Source organism: Paenibacillus sp. 10L310 (assembly GCF_056395745.1).
In genome coordinates, this window is sequence record NZ_JBFTKC010000013.1 from 110,215 (window position 1) to 128,444 (window position 18,230).

The following is an 18,230-nucleotide window of genomic DNA, read 5'->3' on the forward strand; positions in this document are numbered from 1 at the left end:
GGTGATCGTATGACAACAACAATTCGGATATCGGTTAGACCTTTGGTGGAGTATGTGTACCGCAGTGGCAGCATACGTCCAGGGTTCCGGACCAATGCCTCGATGCAGGAGGGAACTCGAATTCATCAGCGGGTACAGAAGGAGTACACGGAAGAGGATCTCAAAGAGATTGTGCTCGAAGCTGAGATTCAACATGGGGATCTGACCTATGTGGTGGAGGGACGATGTGATGGCCTGATCCGGTTGGAGGGTCAGTTGACGGTGGATGAGATCAAATCAACTGCGGGCAATCTGGATGATCTGGGAGAAGGTCTTCCCGTACACTGGGCGCAGGCGATGATGTATGCCTATATGTACGCCGTTCAGCAAGACGAACCACGTATGCAAGTTCAGTTGACGTATGTGCATTCGGTTACCCATGAAGAAAGACGGTTTCGCCGAATGGCAGAACGACAGGAACTGGAGCAGTTTGCGGCAGAAGTGATTGCCGGTTATGCGCCATATGCAGAGATGATCGCTGCATATGAAGAAAAGCGTGATATCAGTGTGAAAGAGCTGCCGTTTCCTTTTCGCAAATACAGGGAGGGACAGCGAAAGCTGGCAGGAGCCGTTTACAAAACAATCCGTGAGGGTCAGGGATTGATGGCCAAAGCACCAACAGGCATTGGTAAAACGATGTCCGTACTGTTCCCCACGGTCAAAGCGATTGGCGAAGGCGAAGCGAGCCGATTGTTCTATCTGACCGCGAGGACGACGACACGGGTGGCGGCAGAAGAAGCTTTTGCCCGGATGCAATCGGAAGGATTGAAGATGCATGTGATCAGTCTGACCGCGAAGGACAAGATTTGTTTTAAGGAAGAAGAAGCTTGTGATACGGGGCAATGCGGCATGTGTGAAGGGTATTATGACCGTATTAACGGTGCTGTGCTGGACATGCTGGAACATGAGACGTTGATGACACGTCCGGTCATCGAGCAGTATGCGCGCAAACATCGGGTGTGTCCGTTTGAGTTTTCACTGGATGCGGCATATGCAGCCGATGCGGTGATCTGCGATTATAACTATATTTTCGATCCGAGGATCTCTCTGAAAAGAATGTTGGAGGAGCAGAAACGCAAGACGGTGTTATTGGTGGACGAGGCTCATAATCTGGTCGATCGTGGCCGAATGATGTTTTCCGCTGAGCTGGAGAAGGCAGTATTTCTGGATGTGAAAAGAGAGTTCCAGTCGCTGGACAGCAGTGTGCCTGCTGCCAAAGCCATTGTTGACTACACCGGGGCCATTGATAAGTATCTGATTACCCTTCGGAAAAACGGTGGAGAAGAAGGAAAGATCATCCAGCAGGAGGCGCCGGAGGAACTGATTGAACGGCTGGAGCCTTTTGTCATGGTCGCGGAGCAATGCCTTGTTGAAGGTGGTTCGGGGAATGCCGAGACGGATCAGCTGCTGTTGGATGCCTACTTCACGGCACAGAATTTCCTGCGTATTGCCAAGCTGTATGATGAACGTTTTATTACGTATGCAGAGTGTGTTCGAAGTGAAGTGAGAGTGAAGTTATTTTGTCTCGATCCTTCGGTACTGCTTCGTCAGACGGCCAAAGGATTCCGCTCCCTCATTCATTTTTCGGCCACATTGTCACCCCTTCGCTATTATCGGGATATGCTGGGTGCAGAGGAAGAGGATTATACATTGCAGATTCCATCGCCGTTTCAGCGTGAACAATTGGATGTGAGACTCCTGCCCTTATCCGTGCGTTATAAGGACAGGGAACAGTCCCGGCGCCCCATTGCGGAGATGCTGCAACAGCTAGTAAGTGAGTGGCCGCGCAGCAATTTAATGGTCTTCTTCCCTTCTTATCCTTATATGCGGGAGATATACGAAACCTATGCACAGCTTCCGAATGAAGCGGATACGGTCATACAAAAGCAAGGCATGAACGAACTGGAACGGGAGCAGTTTTTGGATGGATTTCAGCCGAATCCTGAACGAACACGCTTGGTATTTGCCGTCATGGGTGGCGTATTCTCGGAGGGTGTCGATCTGCCGGGAGACCGCTTGAATGGCGTCGTTGTGGTAGGTGCGGGGCTACCTCAGATTGGTCTGGAGAACAACGTATTACGTGATTACTATGATCGGACAGGACGCAACGGATTCAATTATGCCTATATTTTCCCGGGTATGAACAAGGTGCTGCAAGCGGGTGGACGGCTGATTCGGACGGAGGAAGACAGGGGTGTGTTGGTGCTGGTCGACGATCGGTTTATCCAAGAACCTTATCGTTCCCTGCTGCCAGAGGAGTGGCGGGACTACAAGCGAATTTGATGAAAGAACTATGAATGAAATGATGCATGTATATAAGTTGAACTAATCATTTACACGATAACGGAGAGGACAGAAAAAACCTGAAAAAGCGAAGCGTTCGCCTAAAAGCTTTCTGAAAGAAAGCTGCATCGGAAGCATACGCTATCCTCGGAGTTTCCCCTTCGAAAAAGGGAATCAAAAAATCTGGGGATAACAGCGATTGGAAGGTTATTCTGTCATCGTAGTGTCAGTGTAAATAATCTTTGTTAAGCTTATACAGCATATATTTTTTGATTTTCTTTCCTTTATATGATTGAAGGGTAGGGTGAAAGGGTTATAACTTGGTTAGCAACGAACGAACAACGGCGATTACCCTATCCGTTCCGCGGTCCGCTTCGAAAGCAATCAAGGAGGTCGGTTATAATGAAGAGAAATCATACCATGATGCAGTTTTTTGAATGGCACCTGGCTGCAGACGGAGATCATTGGAAGCGACTGGCTGAAATGGCCCCGGAACTTAAAGCCAAAGGCATTGACTCGGTATGGGTGCCACCCGTAACCAAGGCAGTGTCAGCAGAAGATACAGGTTATGGTGTATATGATCTGTACGATCTGGGCGAATTTGATCAAAAGGGTACCGTACGGACCAAATATGGCACCAAGCAGGAACTGGTGGAGGCCATTGCTGAGTGTCAGAAGAACGGCATTGCCGTCTATGTGGATCTGGTTATGAATCACAAGGCCGGAGCAGATGAGACGGAAGTGTTCAAAGTGATCGAGGTTGATCCCAATGATCGAACGAAGGAAATTTCTGAGCCGTTTGAGATTGAGGGCTGGACCAAATTTACATTCCCGGGTCGCGGGGATCAATACTCCTCTTTTAAATGGAACTCTGAACACTTCAACGGCACGGACTTTGATGCCAAGGGAGAACGAACAGGTGTATTCCGCATCGCAGGAGAGAATAAAAAATGGAATGAGAATGTTGATGATGAGTTTGGTAACTATGACTATCTGATGTTCGCCAATATAGATTATAACCACCCGGATGTTCGGCGCGAGATGATCGATTGGGGGAAATGGCTGATCGATACCCTCCAGTGTGGTGGGTTCCGGCTGGATGCGATTAAGCATATCAACCATGAATTCATTAAGGAATTCGCAGCGGAGATGATCCGCAAACGCGGTCAGGATTTCTACATCGTAGGCGAGTTCTGGAATTCAAACCTGGATGCATGTCGTGAATTCCTCGATACGGTAGACTATCAGATCGACCTGTTTGACGTGTCTCTTCACTACAAGTTGCATGAGGCTTCGCTTGCAGGTAGAGACTTTGATCTCTCCAAAATTTTTGATGACACCTTGGTGCAGACCCATCCCACACATGCGGTAACCTTCGTAGATAACCATGACTCCCAACCTCATGAAGCGTTGGAATCATGGATTGGAGACTGGTTTAAGCCGAGTGCTTATGCGTTGACACTATTACGTCGCGATGGTTATCCGGTTGTATTTTACGGAGATTATTATGGCATTGGTGGTCCTGAACCTGTGGATGGCAAAAAAGAAATTCTGGACATTCTGCTGTCAGCCCGTTGCAACAAGGCGTATGGAGAGCAAGAAGATTACTTCGATCACGCCAATACGATTGGCTGGGTACGTCGTGGCGTAGAGGAAATCGAAGGTTCCGGTTGTGCAGTGGTCATCTCCAACGGGGATGACGGTGAGAAGAGAATGTTCATCGGAGAGCATCGTGCTGGTGAGGTTTGGGTGGATCTGACGAAGAGCTGTGATGATCAGATTACCATTGAGGAAGACGGCTGGGCCACCTTCCATGTGTGCGGTGGAGGCGTCTCGGTATGGGCCCTTCCGGAACAGAATGAGGACTGCGCTGACGCTGAGTAACGGCATGTGCCAGGCAGGATAAGAAAAGGTACACCGACCGCATAAAAACAGTATATAGATAGATCGTTATCGTTAAACCATCTGAACAGGAGAGCGAGTATACCTGTGTCCAGGTGGTTTTTTGCATTTATCTAGGTTCAACTAAAACTCCATCCTAACGAACCGAGGGCACCTTATTTGCACTGAATTAGCGTTATTGGAATTCTAACGAATCTCAGTAACCTTATTACTCTCAAAAACGAATGAAATAGCGCCAATTGGAGCAACATCACCTGATTAACGCGTTTGAGATTCGTTAGAATACTGGTAACTCGGATTTCAGCCGAATAAGGTCTCTCAGATTCGTTAGCTTAACGTGGGTTAAGTGTCGCCGCCATACGCAAACGAATCATTGCTACAATTAAAAACATGAAATGAGAAAGAAACAGTTCGGTCCCACATCTTAATACATGGTACAATAATCCAAATATGGAGTGTTAGAAAATAAAATGAGAGAACGTAATAAGCGATATTCTTTGCAGAAGATTGGAGAAGAGGAGGGGCGGCATGAGTCCCAAAAGAGAGATGAACCGTTTCTTCCCGTTAGTCATGTACCTATGTGTAATAGCCGTGTGTCTGGGGGCTTGCAGTTTGGGACCAAACCAGGGGCCAGCGGGTGAACCGAAGCGAACCGATGAGTATACGTTGAATTCGGAGCGAAGAGATTTGAATGAGCGGGTTACGAAGAACCTTGAGTCTTTTCAGACGAACTCGCCAGATGATTATAATTTGACAGCAACGGTGGATGTGAGTCATGAATCCGGAGTTGATCGGATTACTTATGAGATTTTGGTGAATGAGGCTCGGGTGCCCATGGTTAATGTCATTCAGTCCTTCACCCTCGATCCCAACATGATAAATCGAATAGATGCCGGAGCGTTATTTCATTCCAATGTGAGCAATACACACGAGATTAGTTTAGAGTCTGACAAGGAACCGCTTGGATTGAGTTTGAGCAGAAGTTACGTCTTGAAGCCCAAGGCGGAGATCGACAGCAATATCCTCCAGCGTTATGCAGATATGTATATCAAAATTTCCTATGGCCCAAATGATCAGCGAACGGAAGATTATTTTCACATCCATGCCGAGCCCTCTCCGAGGACAATTGAGCATATGAAGTCATGGGAGAAAGAAAAATAGGAAAAAGCAACGCCCACCAGTTCCGTATGAGGAATCTGAGTAGACGCTGCCGGTTATCTATTTGAGATAGTAAGGTTATTACTTTTCAAAATACTGATTCATCGTATCCCACATTCGATTGAACTCACTTCGTTCCATTGAAAATGCTCCAGGCTTCTCAGGTTTATGATGAGAAGTTGGCTCAAAGTTTAAGTATTCATGGTGTGTAGTACACTCATAGTTTTTGCTGTTAATGAGGAATTCAATTCTGTCCTTAAAGGGTCTTTCCAGTAATTTAACCACCATGATGTCTCCACTACTGGTGCTTCTTGCAGGAGAATATATCAGAAAGTAACCTTGTTCAATTCGATATTCCATAGCAATGACCTCCATTAGAATATAGGTCCAAATACGATAATATCCGATGCCCTCTCTCCGTTTACCTACTCCAGTTCAAATGATTCCAACGTGCCAACCATCCGCAGATCATACTCGCGGTTGAACTGATCCCGTCTGTCCGCATCCGCGTACTCATCATGATAATGCATCAGTACGGTTTTCTGTCTCACTTCCGCGGGTAACTGCTCCAGATCTTTCAATGAAGTATGGGATTTGATGACCAGATCGTGCATATGGCATTCATGGAAAATCAGCTGCACATCAGCGGCAACTTGCTCCACACGTTCCTGGTCGAGTGTACTGTCAGCACTGTAATAGAAGTAAGGCTTGGCGAGTAGCCCATTGCTGACCATACCGGGAACATGCTGTGTCCGAAACGTCTCAAACGTCACGCCGCCCAGTTCGAATGTGCCTCCATCTGGCAGGGGAACGACATCGTAGTAATCGCTCATGGTACGTTCACCATCCGTTGTGTAGCGCATGCCGGGGGATAGAATGTTCCAGAGCGGATCTACCAATTGTTCGTGTATGAACAGACGGGGTTTGCGGTCGCCTACGATCTGTGCGTAATAACCCAGCATCTGTACACCATTAATATGATCTTCATGTAGATGCGTAATGAACACGTTGTGGATATCGGTCATGGCGAATTCATATTCCTTGAGTGCTTTAGCATTTGATTCTGGAAAATCAATGACAAGATGCGTGTCTCCGAATTCAGCCAACATACTATTGTGGTGCTGCTCCACGCTGAACATATCTCCAGTGCCGAGAAAAGTGATTTTCAATTCATTTCATCTCCTTGTGTGATCTTCAGATCAGCATCCTTGCGTTAAATCCAGTATACCTTGTTCCCGAATATATGCCTAAATCAACCTTTTTTGATAACGCTATCATTTTATATTGAACTTTGATGATAAACAGTGTAGCGTAAAGATGGGAAGTGAACCCATATGAACGTAAACTCACCTAAAGGGAGCGTGCGAGGCGAATGAAATCTTTTCTGGATGAACAATTTTTGCTACACAATGAAACGGCGATCAAGTTATATGAGGATTATGCCAAAGACATGCCCATTATTGATTATCATTGCCACCTCAGTCCTCAGGAGATCTACGAGAACAAAACCTTTGGCAATCTTACAGAGGCTTGGTTATACGGTGATCACTATAAGTGGCGGCTCATGCGCGCAAACGGAATTGAAGAGCAATATGTGACCGGCGGCGAGGGAGTAATCGATTACGATCGTTTCATGGCTTATGCCAAAACGGTACCGATGATGATTGGTAATCCGCTGTACGCCTGGTCTCATCTGGAATTACAGCGATATTTCGGCGTCTACGAAGTATTGAATGAGACAAGCGCACCGGCCATCTGGGAAAAAGTAAATGCCAAACTGAACAGTGACGGATTCGGTGCACGCGATCTGATTACCAAATCCAATGTCACTGTTGTGTGCACAACCGATGATCCAACGGATTCTCTGGAGTATCATCTGAAAATTCAGGAAATCGAAGGCTTTGATACGGCGGTATTACCTTCTTTCCGCCCGGATAAAGGCTTGGAATTGAACCGGGATACCTTCGTGGAATGGGTGGGCAAGCTGTCGCAGGCATCTGGCACTGCCATTTCAGATTATGAATCCTTCCTTGCTGCGCTGGAGTCACGTGTGGAATTTTTCCATTCCGTCGGCGGCAGAGTCTCTGACCATGCACTTGATTATGTTCCTTACGGCGTGGCTACACGCGAAGAAGCAGCTGCCATCTTTGCAAAGGTACTTGCGGGTCAGAAGGTAACTCGTGAGGAAGAGGACAAGTACAAGACGGTAACGCTGACGTTCCTTGGCAAACTGTATGCAGATCGGGGCTGGGTGATGCAGTTCCACATTAATGCAGCCCGTAACAACAACACACGGATGTTTGCCAAACTTGGGCCGGATACTGGTTACGATGCCGTGAATGATACGCCGCTTTCCGCAGCGATGATTGGATTGCTCGACGCTTTGGAGCAACAACAAGCACTGCCCAAAACGATTCTGTATTCTCTGAATCCAAGGGACAACGAAGTGCTCGCGGCGATCATCGGCAGCTTCCAGGGCGGGGGTATTCCGGGCAAAATCCAGCTTGGTGCAGCCTGGTGGTTTAACGATACGAAGGATGGCATGTTAGCCCAGATGAAAGCCCTGGCGAATGTAGGTCTGCTCAGCCGATTTGTCGGCATGCTAACCGATTCACGCAGCTTCCTGTCCTACACCCGGCATGAGTATTTCCGTCGTCTCGTCTGCAACCTCATCGGTGAATGGGCCGAACAAGGGGAGGCACCGCAGGATATGGAGTTGCTCGGTCAGATCGTACAGGGTATTGCCTACAACAATGCAAAAGAGTATTTCCCGTTTGCCTCAGTGCCTAAAACAGTCTCTGCTTCACAGTCCTGATGAGTAACAAACGCACCTAATCATGCAATTTATGCAATAAGAAGATTCTTTTGTGTCTACTTTTCAATCGTAATAAAATGCTCCCCTTCCTTACCTCCGGGCCATCATCCACCGGAGTAATGAACGGGAGTTTCTTTATAAGTTGAATTCATGGAATTGTACATAATAACTATAGTGGGCTCCAATGGAGGCCATATGACAAAACCCATAATCAAGCGCGTGTATGCTCTTGGTTATGGGTTTATGTTGGTTATTTTTAGATGTTTGACAATGGCTTCTTGCGATAATATACTTAGTACACCTAATTAATTGTGCATCTATTTAATTGTATTACTATTTAATAGATGTCCTATGATGTTGGATGTCTATGGAATGATAAAGAAAGAAGGAGGGACCCATTATGACTGGTATAGATCCGGTCGCTCAGAAGCTTTTGTACTCCATTATGCAGTTTAATAAAGGCAAATGGAGGCAACATAAACCTCATGGGCGCAATCACAATGAAATTATGGTGCTGGGTTGTTTACTCCACGGGATGCATCCGGGAGAACAATTGAACTGGCAGGACAATCCGCCTGATTTCAATGACACGATCGAATCCAACCATCCCGGGATGAAAGTCTCGGAAATCAGCGCATTGCTACGAGTGAAGTCACCGACCATTACACCTGTTATTCGTGGCCTTGAAGATGAGGGGCTGGTCAAACGGACGATGGACCCGGAGGATCGCCGTGCTGTCCGCATCACGATTACTGAAGCAGGTCGTGAAATTATTCGGGCTGCTCACCAAGAACGCATGGAAATATTCAATAAGTTAGTTGAGCATTTGGGTGAGCAAGACAGTACTCAGCTAGCTGAGTTGTTGACAAAGGTATACACCTTTTTTGATACATTAACTTCCTTGCACAAGGATGATTCGACAAGAGGAGATGATAAGCCATGATGAAACTGTTTCGCATGCTGAAGCCATACCAAATTCCGATTATTTTTATTCTGGTGTTGGTACTGTTTCAGTCGCTTGCTGAATTGTACCTGCCTACGTTAATGGCAGATATTGTGAATGACGGCATCATTAAAGGGGATATCCCGTATATCTGGCAGATTGGTGGATGGATGTTGGTCATCGCGATTGGCGGAACAGCGTGTTCGGTGATTGCCAGTTATCTCTCATCTCGAACAGCGGGTGGATTTGCCAAACAACTGCGTAGCAGAGTATTCCGCCATGTGGAGAACTTCTCTCTCCAAGAGTTCGATAAGATGGGTACTGCTTCGCTGATTACGCGTACGACGAATGACATCACACAGGTACAGAATGTACTTACAATGATGCTGCGCATGATGATTATGGCTCCGCTCATGTGTATCGGGGGTATCTTCATGGCGGTATCTCAGGACGCCAAATTATCTACGATTTTCCTGGTCGTGCTTCCGGTACTCGGTGGAGCTATTGCGCTGATTGGTGCCAAGGGTTTACCTTTGTTCAAAACCATTCAGAAAAAGCTGGACCGACTCAACCTGGTGCTGCGTGAGCAGTTAACAGGGATTCGGGTTGTTCGTTCCTTTAACCGTGGGGAGCATGAGAAAGTGCGCTTTAACGGGGCCAATACAGAACTGAGAGATTCATCGATCAAAGTTAATGTACTCATGGCGACCATCATGCCTGTGATGATGCTGGTTATGAACTTTTCGATGATTGCCATCCTTTATTTTGGTGGAATGCGGATCGACACTGGTAATATGAACATCGGTGCATTGATTGCCTTCATCCAGTATGCAATGCAAATCATGTTCTCACTGATTATGGTTTCCATGATCTTTGTCATGATTCCAAGAGCTTCAGCATCGGCAGAACGGATTAACGAAGTGCTTGATATGCAGCCGGATCTTAGCAATCCCGAGCAGCCTAGTGGTATGAAATCCATGCAGGGTATGATTGAGTTTGACAATGTAACTTTCCGTTATCCGGGCGCAGAGAATCCAGCTTTGTCCGATATCTCCTTCACAGCTCGCTCAGGTGAGACAACAGCCATTATCGGTGGTACGGGTTCTGGGAAATCGACATTGCTCAGTCTTATTCCACGATTTTATGATGTGACCGAAGGCAGTGTTCGGGTAAATGGTACGGATGTGCGTGAAATTCGGCAGGAAGATCTGCGTGCCAAAATTGGATTTGTACCACAAAAGGCAGTCCTCTTTACGGGTACGATTACGGAGAATATTCGTCACGGGAAAGACGATGCCACAATGGATGAAATTGTTCATGCGGCCCGTACAGCTCAGGCGGAGAACTTCATTACCGAGATGAAAGAGGGATATGACAGCCTTATCGCTCAAGGTGGTAACAACGTATCTGGTGGACAAAAGCAACGTCTGTCCATCGCTCGCGCACTTGTTCGCCGTCCGGAAGTTTATATCTTTGATGACAGTTTCTCTGCTCTCGATTTCAAAACGGATGCTAAACTTCGTGCTGCGCTGAAGTCCGAAACGACAGAAGCGGCTGTGCTGATTGTTGCGCAACGCGTAAGTACAGTAATGGATGCCGATCGCATTTTAGTTATGGATGAGGGCCGAATTGTCGGTTCAGGAACACATAAAGAGCTGCTGGAGCACAATGAAGTGTATCGCGAGATTGTATCCTCCCAGCTGACAGAGGAGGAGATCGCATGAGTGAACGTACAGAACGTAAGTCGCCTCGTCCCCATGGTGGGCCGGGTCCAGGTCCCGGAATGGGCATGCGACCTCCCGCTGAGAAAGCAAAAGATTTCAAAGGCACACTGCGTCGCTTGATTCGTTATCTCCAGCCCCATAGTTCTCGTCTGCTAGGTGTGCTGGTTGCAGCCATTTTGAGTACCGTATTCAGCATCATCAGTCCAAAAGTTATGGCCGAAGGAACGGATATTCTCAGTAAAGGCGCCATTGCCATCCTTCAGGGTGTACAGGGAGCCGGGATTGATTTTCCTGCATTGATGAAAGTGTTATACCTGCTTGGCGGACTCTATCTGTTCAGTGCTGCATTTATGTATGTTCAGCAATACCTGATGGCCGGTGTGGCCCAACGTGTTGTGTATGACATGCGTGAGCAGATCAGTGCGAAGGTTGGACGTCTTCCTTTGAAATATTTTGACTCCCGCACAACTGGGGAGACACTTAGCCGTGCCACGAATGACGTGGACAATATCAGTAATACACTTCAGCAAAGTTTGGCACAGTTCATTACGTCCATCGTCACAATTGTCGGCGTAATTATCATGATGCTGACGATTAGTCCATGGATGACGCTGATCACGATTTTGACGTTGCCACTCAGTGTAGTTGTTGTCATGCTGGTTGCATCTCGTTCGCAAAAACACTTTGCGGGTCAACAGAAATCCCTTGGGGAACTGAATGGTCATGTCGAAGAGATGTACACCGGACACAAGGTTGTCAAAGCATTTGGACGTGAAGAACAATCCGTACAGCAATTTGAGAAGGTCAATGAAGAACTGTATGAATCTGGCTGGAAAGCCCAGTTTATCTCGGGTATTATTATGCCGCTCATGAGTTTTGTGGGTAACTTGGGTTATGTACTGATCTGTGTGGTCGGTGGGATCTTCGTTACACGTGGTTCTATCTCCATCGGGGATATTCTGGCCTTTACACAATATTCCCGTCAATTTACACAACCGATTAACCAGATTGCAAATATCTCCAATATTATTCAATCAACGATTGCTTCGGCAGAACGGGTATTCGAGTTGCTGGATGAAGAGGAAGAAGTTCCAGAGTCCAAACAACCCGTGCAACTACAGCAGCCTAAAGGTGCGGTTGCATTCCAAGGTGTTAATTTTGGATATAAAGAAAATGAACTGCTCATTCATAACATGAATATTGATGTAAAACCGGGACAGACGGTAGCCATTGTTGGACCAACGGGAGCCGGTAAAACCACTCTGATCAACCTGTTAATGCGTTTCTACGAAATTCAGGATGGTCGGATTACGATTGACGGTGCAGACATTAAGGACATGGAGCGTGGTAAGCTGCGCAGTCTGTTCGGCATGGTGCTTCAGGATACCTGGTTGTTCAACGGAACGATTCGGGACAACATCGCCTATGGTCGAGAAGGTTCTACGGAAGAGGATGTAATCAAGGCAGCCGTTGCGGCACATGCGGATCACTTTATCCGTACACTGCCTGATGGTTATGATACGGTGCTGAATGAAGAGGCGTCGAACATCTCTCAAGGGCAGAAACAGTTGCTGACCATTGCAAGAGCGATTCTGGCGAACCCGGCCATCCTCATTCTGGATGAAGCGACGAGTAGCGTGGATACACGGACCGAAGTATTTATCCAGAAAGCAATGAATGATCTGATGAAGGATCGCACAAGCTTTGTCATTGCACACCGTTTGTCTACCATTCGCGGCGCCGATCTGATCCTGGTTATGGATCATGGTAACGTGATTGAACAGGGTAATCATGATGAATTGATGGCAAGTCAGGGCTTCTACGCCGATCTGTACAATAGTCAGTTTGCGGAGCAACAACCGCAGGCGATCTGATTACACTGTAACTAACTAGAATAGCCGGGAGCACTCTTAGCGGTGCTCCCGGCTATTTGTCGTGTATCCAGAGGAGTCGATTCTAATGTGGAGCAGATTGGATTCGTTTGGATACGATGGATCTATAAGATATGAAGGAACGTTGGAATGGTAACTGGGTTGAGGTGCTCGTCAGCCTTTCAGTTGTTTGCGTGAGGTGCAGACAGGATGAGGGTTCATCCTTCGTCCATGCTAACGAATCGTAGACACCTTATATGGAGGATTATCAAGCACTCCCAATTCTAACGAACTTGAGACATGTTATTTCTCGGATAAGTAACACAAAGCGGTAAAAGAAACTGCAGAATGAGGAAATAAAGTGTCTACGATTCGTTAGAACGCCGGAATTGTGGAATTGGGCCTATTAGAGTGTGCTGAGTTCGTTAAAATATTCTAATAAACCGTAGTCATAATTGTCATACATATGCCATGCGTGCAAAAATAAAAACGGGACGAAGCGGTGTAACTACACTGCTTTGTCCCGTTTATTTATATTTTGAATTCATTGTACATCAATCTAGATACAAGCATACGAGCATAAGCTCACCGAGTGGGACATCCAGATTAGTCATGAGATACTTTGTATGCCTCTGTTTGAACAGGGCATGACCCGCATTTTACTGATCCTTAGAATCGTTCGCAGGTTCATCAGTGTCATTGCTAGAGACCGACCTTACTTCTGCCTTCACGTCGTCGCTGTTGGCTTCCTCCAGCGCAGACGGAGCGGGTTCACCCGGGATTAATTCGCGCTGCTCAATCATGCGTTTCACAACCTCATAACAGTCATCCACATGTTTGTTACCCACATAGCGCATGGCTGTGAAGCTGAGTGCGGCAGCCAATCCCTGTCCTGCAAAGGGGACAAATTTGGCGACGGATTTGGTGGCTACGCGTACGCCGACTCTTTTCAGAACCTGGACAACCAATTCCTTGGTGATCATACGACCGATGACTTTGCTTCCGATGGACATCACGAATCCATAGATCATGGATTTGGTCTCAGGGTCCATGCCGTCCAACTGTTTTTGTGATAATCCGAATTTATTGTTAATGGCAGGCAACAGCTGCATCAGCATCCCCACATCAGCCAGTACGTCTGTACCGGGCAGCGGAACGAGTGTTGTACCGGCAGAAGCGGTAGCTCTTTTGCGAACCATGGTACGGCATTCCTTGCGAACTTGCTCCAATTGTTCCAACGTTGCCGGAATCATAGGGAATCCCTCCATTCGTATATGGTATAGATATAACCGTTTTGACTCAATTTGAATGGGTTCTCACCAGCAAAATTTGCAGCCTTATGACATTAAGGTGCGGAGAAACCCTTTTTCTCATGCATACATCTGGTTAAAAAAGGTAATGGTTTATGGATAAACGGGCCATCTAGCTATTACGAATGAATGAGGATTAGGATGCATACCTGATTGGGAAACCTATTTGGAATCATGATGTGTACTTAGCGAAGGGCTTGTTTACGGCTTCAACCTTTGTGGGTAAAGGTTTACAAGCATTGGAATGGAGGAAGAGGGATGGAGTTTAACAAAGCGTTGTTAATTCATCATCATCATTCGGGCAAGGCCAATCGTGAGAATACAGTGGGCCTTGTGGCTGGTGTGCTGGCTCCTGCTGTTCATGAACTCGTCATTGTACGCACGGATGAACCGGGTGAGGGAGAGATGCTGTGTCGTGAACGCGGGGAGCAATTCGATGTGGTCTTCATCCTGGGTGGGGATGGCACGGTGCATGAATGCGTGAATGGACTGGCCGATCTGAAACATCCTCCGTTGATTGGTATATTGCCTGGAGGCACCTGTAATGACTTTGCCCGTTCGCTCGGTATTTCACCGGATGCAGAGATTGCGGCACAAGAAATGCTGGCAGGTCGGGTGGTATCTATTGATGTTGGACGAGCTAATGATCGGGTGTTCACGAACTTTTTTGGCATTGGCTTGATCAGTGATGCATCGCAGAATATTAACGAGAATCTGAAAGGCGCGCTGGGGAAGCTCAGTTATTTTATCAGCACTTTACAGACAATTAGTCATACAGAGCCGTTTCGTTACCAACTGGAGGCGGATGGGAAAGAGATGGAAGGCGAAGCGGTGATGATCTATGCAGCCAATGGCCGTTTTCTGGGAACAAATGCATTGCCCTTTGCACCGGATGCGTTGCAGGATGGCGAATTGGACGTGCTCATTATTCATGAGACAGGCATTCCGCTGCTGCGAGAGATTCTGTCGCACAAGCCAGAGGGAGAATGGCAACCTCAGAGTGAGAGTATTTCATACTTCAAGGCATCTACGTTAAAAGTGAAGACGGATGCGCCGATGTCAGCTGACACGGACGGCGAATTGTATATGGAGACACCCGCCGAGCTGTCGGTGCTGACGGGTCATCTGAAGTTTCTAACCGGGGAGGTTTATTAGATCCCCCGGTTTTTTAGTTTGATTTTAGTTGATCGAAAACTTAAACATTCCCTGGCTGATCTCTCATATCACGTTGCCTGAACTCATCCTCAAGCATGCTCATCTGAATGGCATCATGGTATTGATGATTGTAGAACAAGACATCCCGCTTCACACCCTCGCGCTGGAATCCAAGCTTCTCATACGTGCGAATGGCTCGCTCGTTGAAGGCGTACACCTCAAGCTCGATTCGATGCAGGTTACAGATTCCGAAGCCGTAGTCCAGCATAAGTAGCAACGCCTCGCTACCGTAACCTTTTCCTTGATGTTCCGACTGATCGATGGCAACCCGGATATGTGCACTGCGATTCTTGGCATGCATGTCCATCAGGACGACATCTCCGATGATCTGGTCATTTTCCTGTAAAGCAATAAGTAGCATTAGTCTGGTGTCATCTTGTGCAGCGCTCTCAACATAACGTTCGACCTGAGCGCGTGTGAAACTGTTCTGTGTTCCCGTCAGCCTACGCATCTCGGCGTCAAACAGACCGGGGAAGTATGCATCCACATCTGTAATCTCGAAGGGACGCAGATATATGCGCGACGTTTCTAGCAGACGTGGGATACGTGGGGAAGGTTTTGAATGTGACATTAGTTGTTCCTCCTATAGGTTCAAGGCGGGACTGATCGAGATGGCCCTGCCTCTTAAAGTTGGCGTTACACATTGATGATGACATGAGTATATCCCAATACTGTATACTTCCAAATATACAGTTTTAATTAATTTTGCAGGACAGATGAGGTGCATCATGATGATTACATTACCGAAGCTAGACGAGAACGATAGTGCGCCAATCTATGTACAGCTCTCGGATCATATCAAAAGGGAAATCATTCACGGGGATTGGGCTGAACATAGCCGATTGCCTTCGGTGCGAAAACTTGCCGAGATGCTTGGAATAAGCACTACCCCGGTGGAATGGGCCTATCAGCAATTGATCGCCGAAGGATATATATACAGTCAGCCACGTCGTGGCTATCATGTTCGTGCCATGGTGGACAGCGATCATGCCATGCAGATTGGGCAAACAGATAAACAGACAGCCGGACAAGCTCCCGTGGCCCAAAAGACGTGGTCAGACCATCAGGCAATACGCCCTGCCCGAGCAGTTCAATATGATTTTCATATGTCACGCAATGATTTCAGCCTGTTTCCAATTGCCAAGTGGCACCAATATGTTAATCGAATCTGGCGGGAAGAAGCGAAGGAGTTGTTGTTCTATGGAGACCCTCAGGGAGAATGGGGACTACGATGTGAGATTGCTGTCTATCTTGCGCAGTTCAGGGGAGTCAGCTGTTCTCCAGAGCAGATTGTTGTGGGTGCTGAACAGCATCTGCTAATGTCTCTATTAGCACAGACCCTTCTTCACAAAGGAGAATCAACGCATTCCATCGGTGTAGAGAATCCTGGATACCGACTGTTACCTGGTACATTCCACAATTATGGTTATCGGGTTGTCCCGATCTCTCTGGATCCTGATGGCATAAACTTAACGGAGCTGGAACAGTCCGGGGTAAAATTGGCGGGTGTGTCACCCTCTCACCAATTTCCACTAGGTATGACCATGCCGATCACTCGCAGATTGGCGTTGCTCGAATGGGCGGAACGAACAAAGGCATACATTATCGAGGATGATTACGATGGAGAGTTCCGGTATCATGGAAGACCAATCCCATCAATGCAGGGGCTACGCGAGAGAAGTCGCGTAATCTATATGGGTGGTTTCTCGCAGGTGCTCGCACCTGCTCTTTGTATCCATTACATGGTGCTTCCGAGAGAATTAATGGATGATTTTCGCGAAATGTATAAGAATGTTCTATTCGAGCAATCAGCCTCCCGACTCCATCAGCGAACATTGGAGATGTTCATGCGTGAAGGAGAACTGGGCAAGCATATCCGTAAAATGCGTAATGTCTACAAACGAAAGCATGACCTGATCGGTCAGGCCATTCAGATGCATTTTGGAGATCGGGTTGAAATAAGGGGTCAACATTCCGGATTCCATCTGGTATTGCGAATGGTAACCAAACAGTCAGCCACAGAATTGGTAATCGCAGCGATAGAGGCAGGGATACAGATCAGTTCAACGGAATATTTGTGGGCGAACGGGAGCAGACCAGCAGACGGCAAAAGAGAGTTCATTATCGGTTTTGCCGGAATAGAGCTGGAACGCATTGACCCGGGTATTGCCGCATTGGCTAGAATCTGGAGCTAGCATCAGTTCCGTTTAACCGCTCCATCCAGAAACAGCGCCACCAGTTCCTGCGCAAGTTCCTCGATGTTGCCGCCATTCATGTTGCGTACATCTTCGCGGTTCGCGAGCATCAGCAGTGACGTAAATGCATGGGCAAGCAGCATAGGGTTCCCGACCCGCAAATAACCATTGTCCATCTCCTTCTGAAAATGGGTAGCTAGTACTTCGAATATGCGAACCTCTGCTTCCCGAATCTGAGCGAGTTGCTCCGTGTCCAGATGTTTCTCGGCTTCTCGCATCATGGTCTCCGTTTCAATATGGGAATGCTGCATCTTGGCTTCAGCAACCTTAACCAGTCGTTCTTGCAACGTACCAGGTTCATCCAGACGGAGCGAAGTCTGCTGCATGCCCATCGCCATCATGCGGGTAATGGCAACGGTGAACAGATCGGCTTTGCTGGTGAAGTGATAATAGATCGATGCTTTGGTTACATTGCATAAAGAAGCAATCTGCTGGAGAGAGACGGGCTCATACCCGTATTCCATAAACAATCGTGAAGCTGTCATCAATATGTTGGATTGCACAGATGCTTGATCCACAGTTGTTTTGGGTCTACCCGGTGAACGGGGAATGTTTGTTTTTTTGCTCATAAGTACATACCTCTTTACGTATTTAATTGCTTGTTAGAAGTGTTCACAAAATTAGGCATTGCAAAATTAACCTTCCGGTATATATAATTAACTCGATTATACTATGACCCGTGGTTCATTACTACACCATCATATATATTAGGGCT

At 47.1% G+C, this 18,230-nt stretch carries 14 protein-coding genes; 9 read left to right on the plus strand and 5 right to left on the minus strand.

Going from position 1 to position 18,230, the window contains the following annotated elements; all coding sequences use genetic code 11:
* Window positions 1-9: 9 nt before the first annotated feature.
* From AC1DE7_RS23280 to AC1DE7_RS23290, 3 genes are all read left to right on the plus strand, one after another.
* Complete coding sequence (locus AC1DE7_RS23280; RefSeq protein WP_036667896.1) at window positions 10-2,322, plus strand: ATP-dependent DNA helicase; 2,313 nt, start codon at window positions 10-12, stop codon at window positions 2,320-2,322.
* Window positions 2,323-2,724: 402 nt separating this feature from the next.
* Window positions 2,725-4,206 (plus strand): alpha-amylase, encoded by a 1,482-nt coding sequence (locus AC1DE7_RS23285; protein ID WP_076328674.1) that lies wholly within the window; start codon window positions 2,725-2,727, stop codon window positions 4,204-4,206.
* A 546-nt stretch (window positions 4,207-4,752) separates the two neighbouring features.
* Window positions 4,753-5,385 (plus strand): hypothetical protein, encoded by a 633-nt coding sequence (locus tag AC1DE7_RS23290; RefSeq protein ID WP_133120453.1) that lies wholly within the window; start codon window positions 4,753-4,755, stop codon window positions 5,383-5,385.
* Window positions 5,386-5,463: 78 nt separating this feature from the next.
* Here the strand turns inward: AC1DE7_RS23290 and AC1DE7_RS23295 are convergent, their stop codons facing one another.
* Together AC1DE7_RS23295 and AC1DE7_RS23300 are read right to left on the minus strand one after the other, a co-directional pair.
* The gene (locus AC1DE7_RS23295; RefSeq protein WP_036612914.1) at window positions 5,464-5,742 is read right to left on the minus strand and encodes a hypothetical protein; all 279 of its coding nucleotides are present in this window, start codon (window positions 5,740-5,742) and stop codon (window positions 5,464-5,466) included.
* A gap of 65 nt (window positions 5,743-5,807) precedes the next feature.
* Complete coding sequence (locus AC1DE7_RS23300) at window positions 5,808-6,551, minus strand: MBL fold metallo-hydrolase (protein ID WP_477535279.1); 744 nt, start codon at window positions 6,549-6,551, stop codon at window positions 5,808-5,810.
* A 203-nt stretch (window positions 6,552-6,754) separates the two neighbouring features.
* Between AC1DE7_RS23300 and uxaC the strand changes: the two genes are divergently transcribed.
* From uxaC to AC1DE7_RS23320, 4 genes are all read left to right on the plus strand, one after another.
* Complete coding sequence (gene uxaC, locus AC1DE7_RS23305) at window positions 6,755-8,197, plus strand: glucuronate isomerase (protein ID WP_477535280.1); 1,443 nt, start codon at window positions 6,755-6,757, stop codon at window positions 8,195-8,197.
* A gap of 400 nt (window positions 8,198-8,597) precedes the next feature.
* On the plus strand, window positions 8,598-9,140 hold the full coding sequence (locus AC1DE7_RS23310) for a MarR family winged helix-turn-helix transcriptional regulator (protein WP_253503941.1): 543 nt from the start codon (window positions 8,598-8,600) through the stop codon (window positions 9,138-9,140).
* On the plus strand, window positions 9,137-10,864 hold the full coding sequence (locus tag AC1DE7_RS23315) for an ABC transporter ATP-binding protein (protein ID WP_477535281.1): 1,728 nt from the start codon (window positions 9,137-9,139) through the stop codon (window positions 10,862-10,864). Before AC1DE7_RS23310 ends, AC1DE7_RS23315 begins: the two co-directional genes overlap by 4 nt.
* On the plus strand, window positions 10,861-12,738 hold the full coding sequence (locus AC1DE7_RS23320; RefSeq protein ID WP_036612899.1) for an ABC transporter ATP-binding protein: 1,878 nt from the start codon (window positions 10,861-10,863) through the stop codon (window positions 12,736-12,738). Before AC1DE7_RS23315 ends, AC1DE7_RS23320 begins: the two co-directional genes overlap by 4 nt.
* 656 nt (window positions 12,739-13,394) lie before the next feature.
* Here the strand turns inward: AC1DE7_RS23320 and AC1DE7_RS23325 are convergent.
* On the minus strand, window positions 13,395-13,988 hold the full coding sequence (locus AC1DE7_RS23325; RefSeq protein ID WP_036612896.1) for a hypothetical protein: 594 nt from the start codon (window positions 13,986-13,988) through the stop codon (window positions 13,395-13,397).
* A gap of 315 nt (window positions 13,989-14,303) precedes the next feature.
* On the opposite strand from AC1DE7_RS23325, the gene AC1DE7_RS23330 reads away from it, so the two are divergent.
* Window positions 14,304-15,200 (plus strand): diacylglycerol/lipid kinase family protein, encoded by an 897-nt coding sequence (locus tag AC1DE7_RS23330; protein WP_339190841.1) that lies wholly within the window; start codon window positions 14,304-14,306, stop codon window positions 15,198-15,200.
* A gap of 40 nt (window positions 15,201-15,240) precedes the next feature.
* Here AC1DE7_RS23330 and AC1DE7_RS23335 read toward each other — a convergent pair whose 3' ends face one another.
* Complete coding sequence (locus AC1DE7_RS23335; protein WP_036612892.1) at window positions 15,241-15,831, minus strand: GNAT family N-acetyltransferase; 591 nt, start codon at window positions 15,829-15,831, stop codon at window positions 15,241-15,243.
* A gap of 157 nt (window positions 15,832-15,988) precedes the next feature.
* Between AC1DE7_RS23335 and pdxR the strand changes: the two genes are divergently transcribed.
* Window positions 15,989-17,455, plus strand: coding sequence for a MocR-like pyridoxine biosynthesis transcription factor PdxR (gene pdxR, locus AC1DE7_RS23340; RefSeq protein ID WP_477535282.1), 1,467 nt, complete (start codon window positions 15,989-15,991; stop codon window positions 17,453-17,455).
* 2 nt (window positions 17,456-17,457) lie between these two features.
* Here the strand turns inward: pdxR and AC1DE7_RS23345 are convergent, their stop codons facing one another.
* A complete protein-coding gene (locus AC1DE7_RS23345) occupies window positions 17,458-18,084 on the minus strand; it encodes a TetR/AcrR family transcriptional regulator (RefSeq protein WP_477535283.1) in 627 nt (208 codons plus the stop codon).
* Window positions 18,085-18,230: the final 146 nt, after the last annotated feature.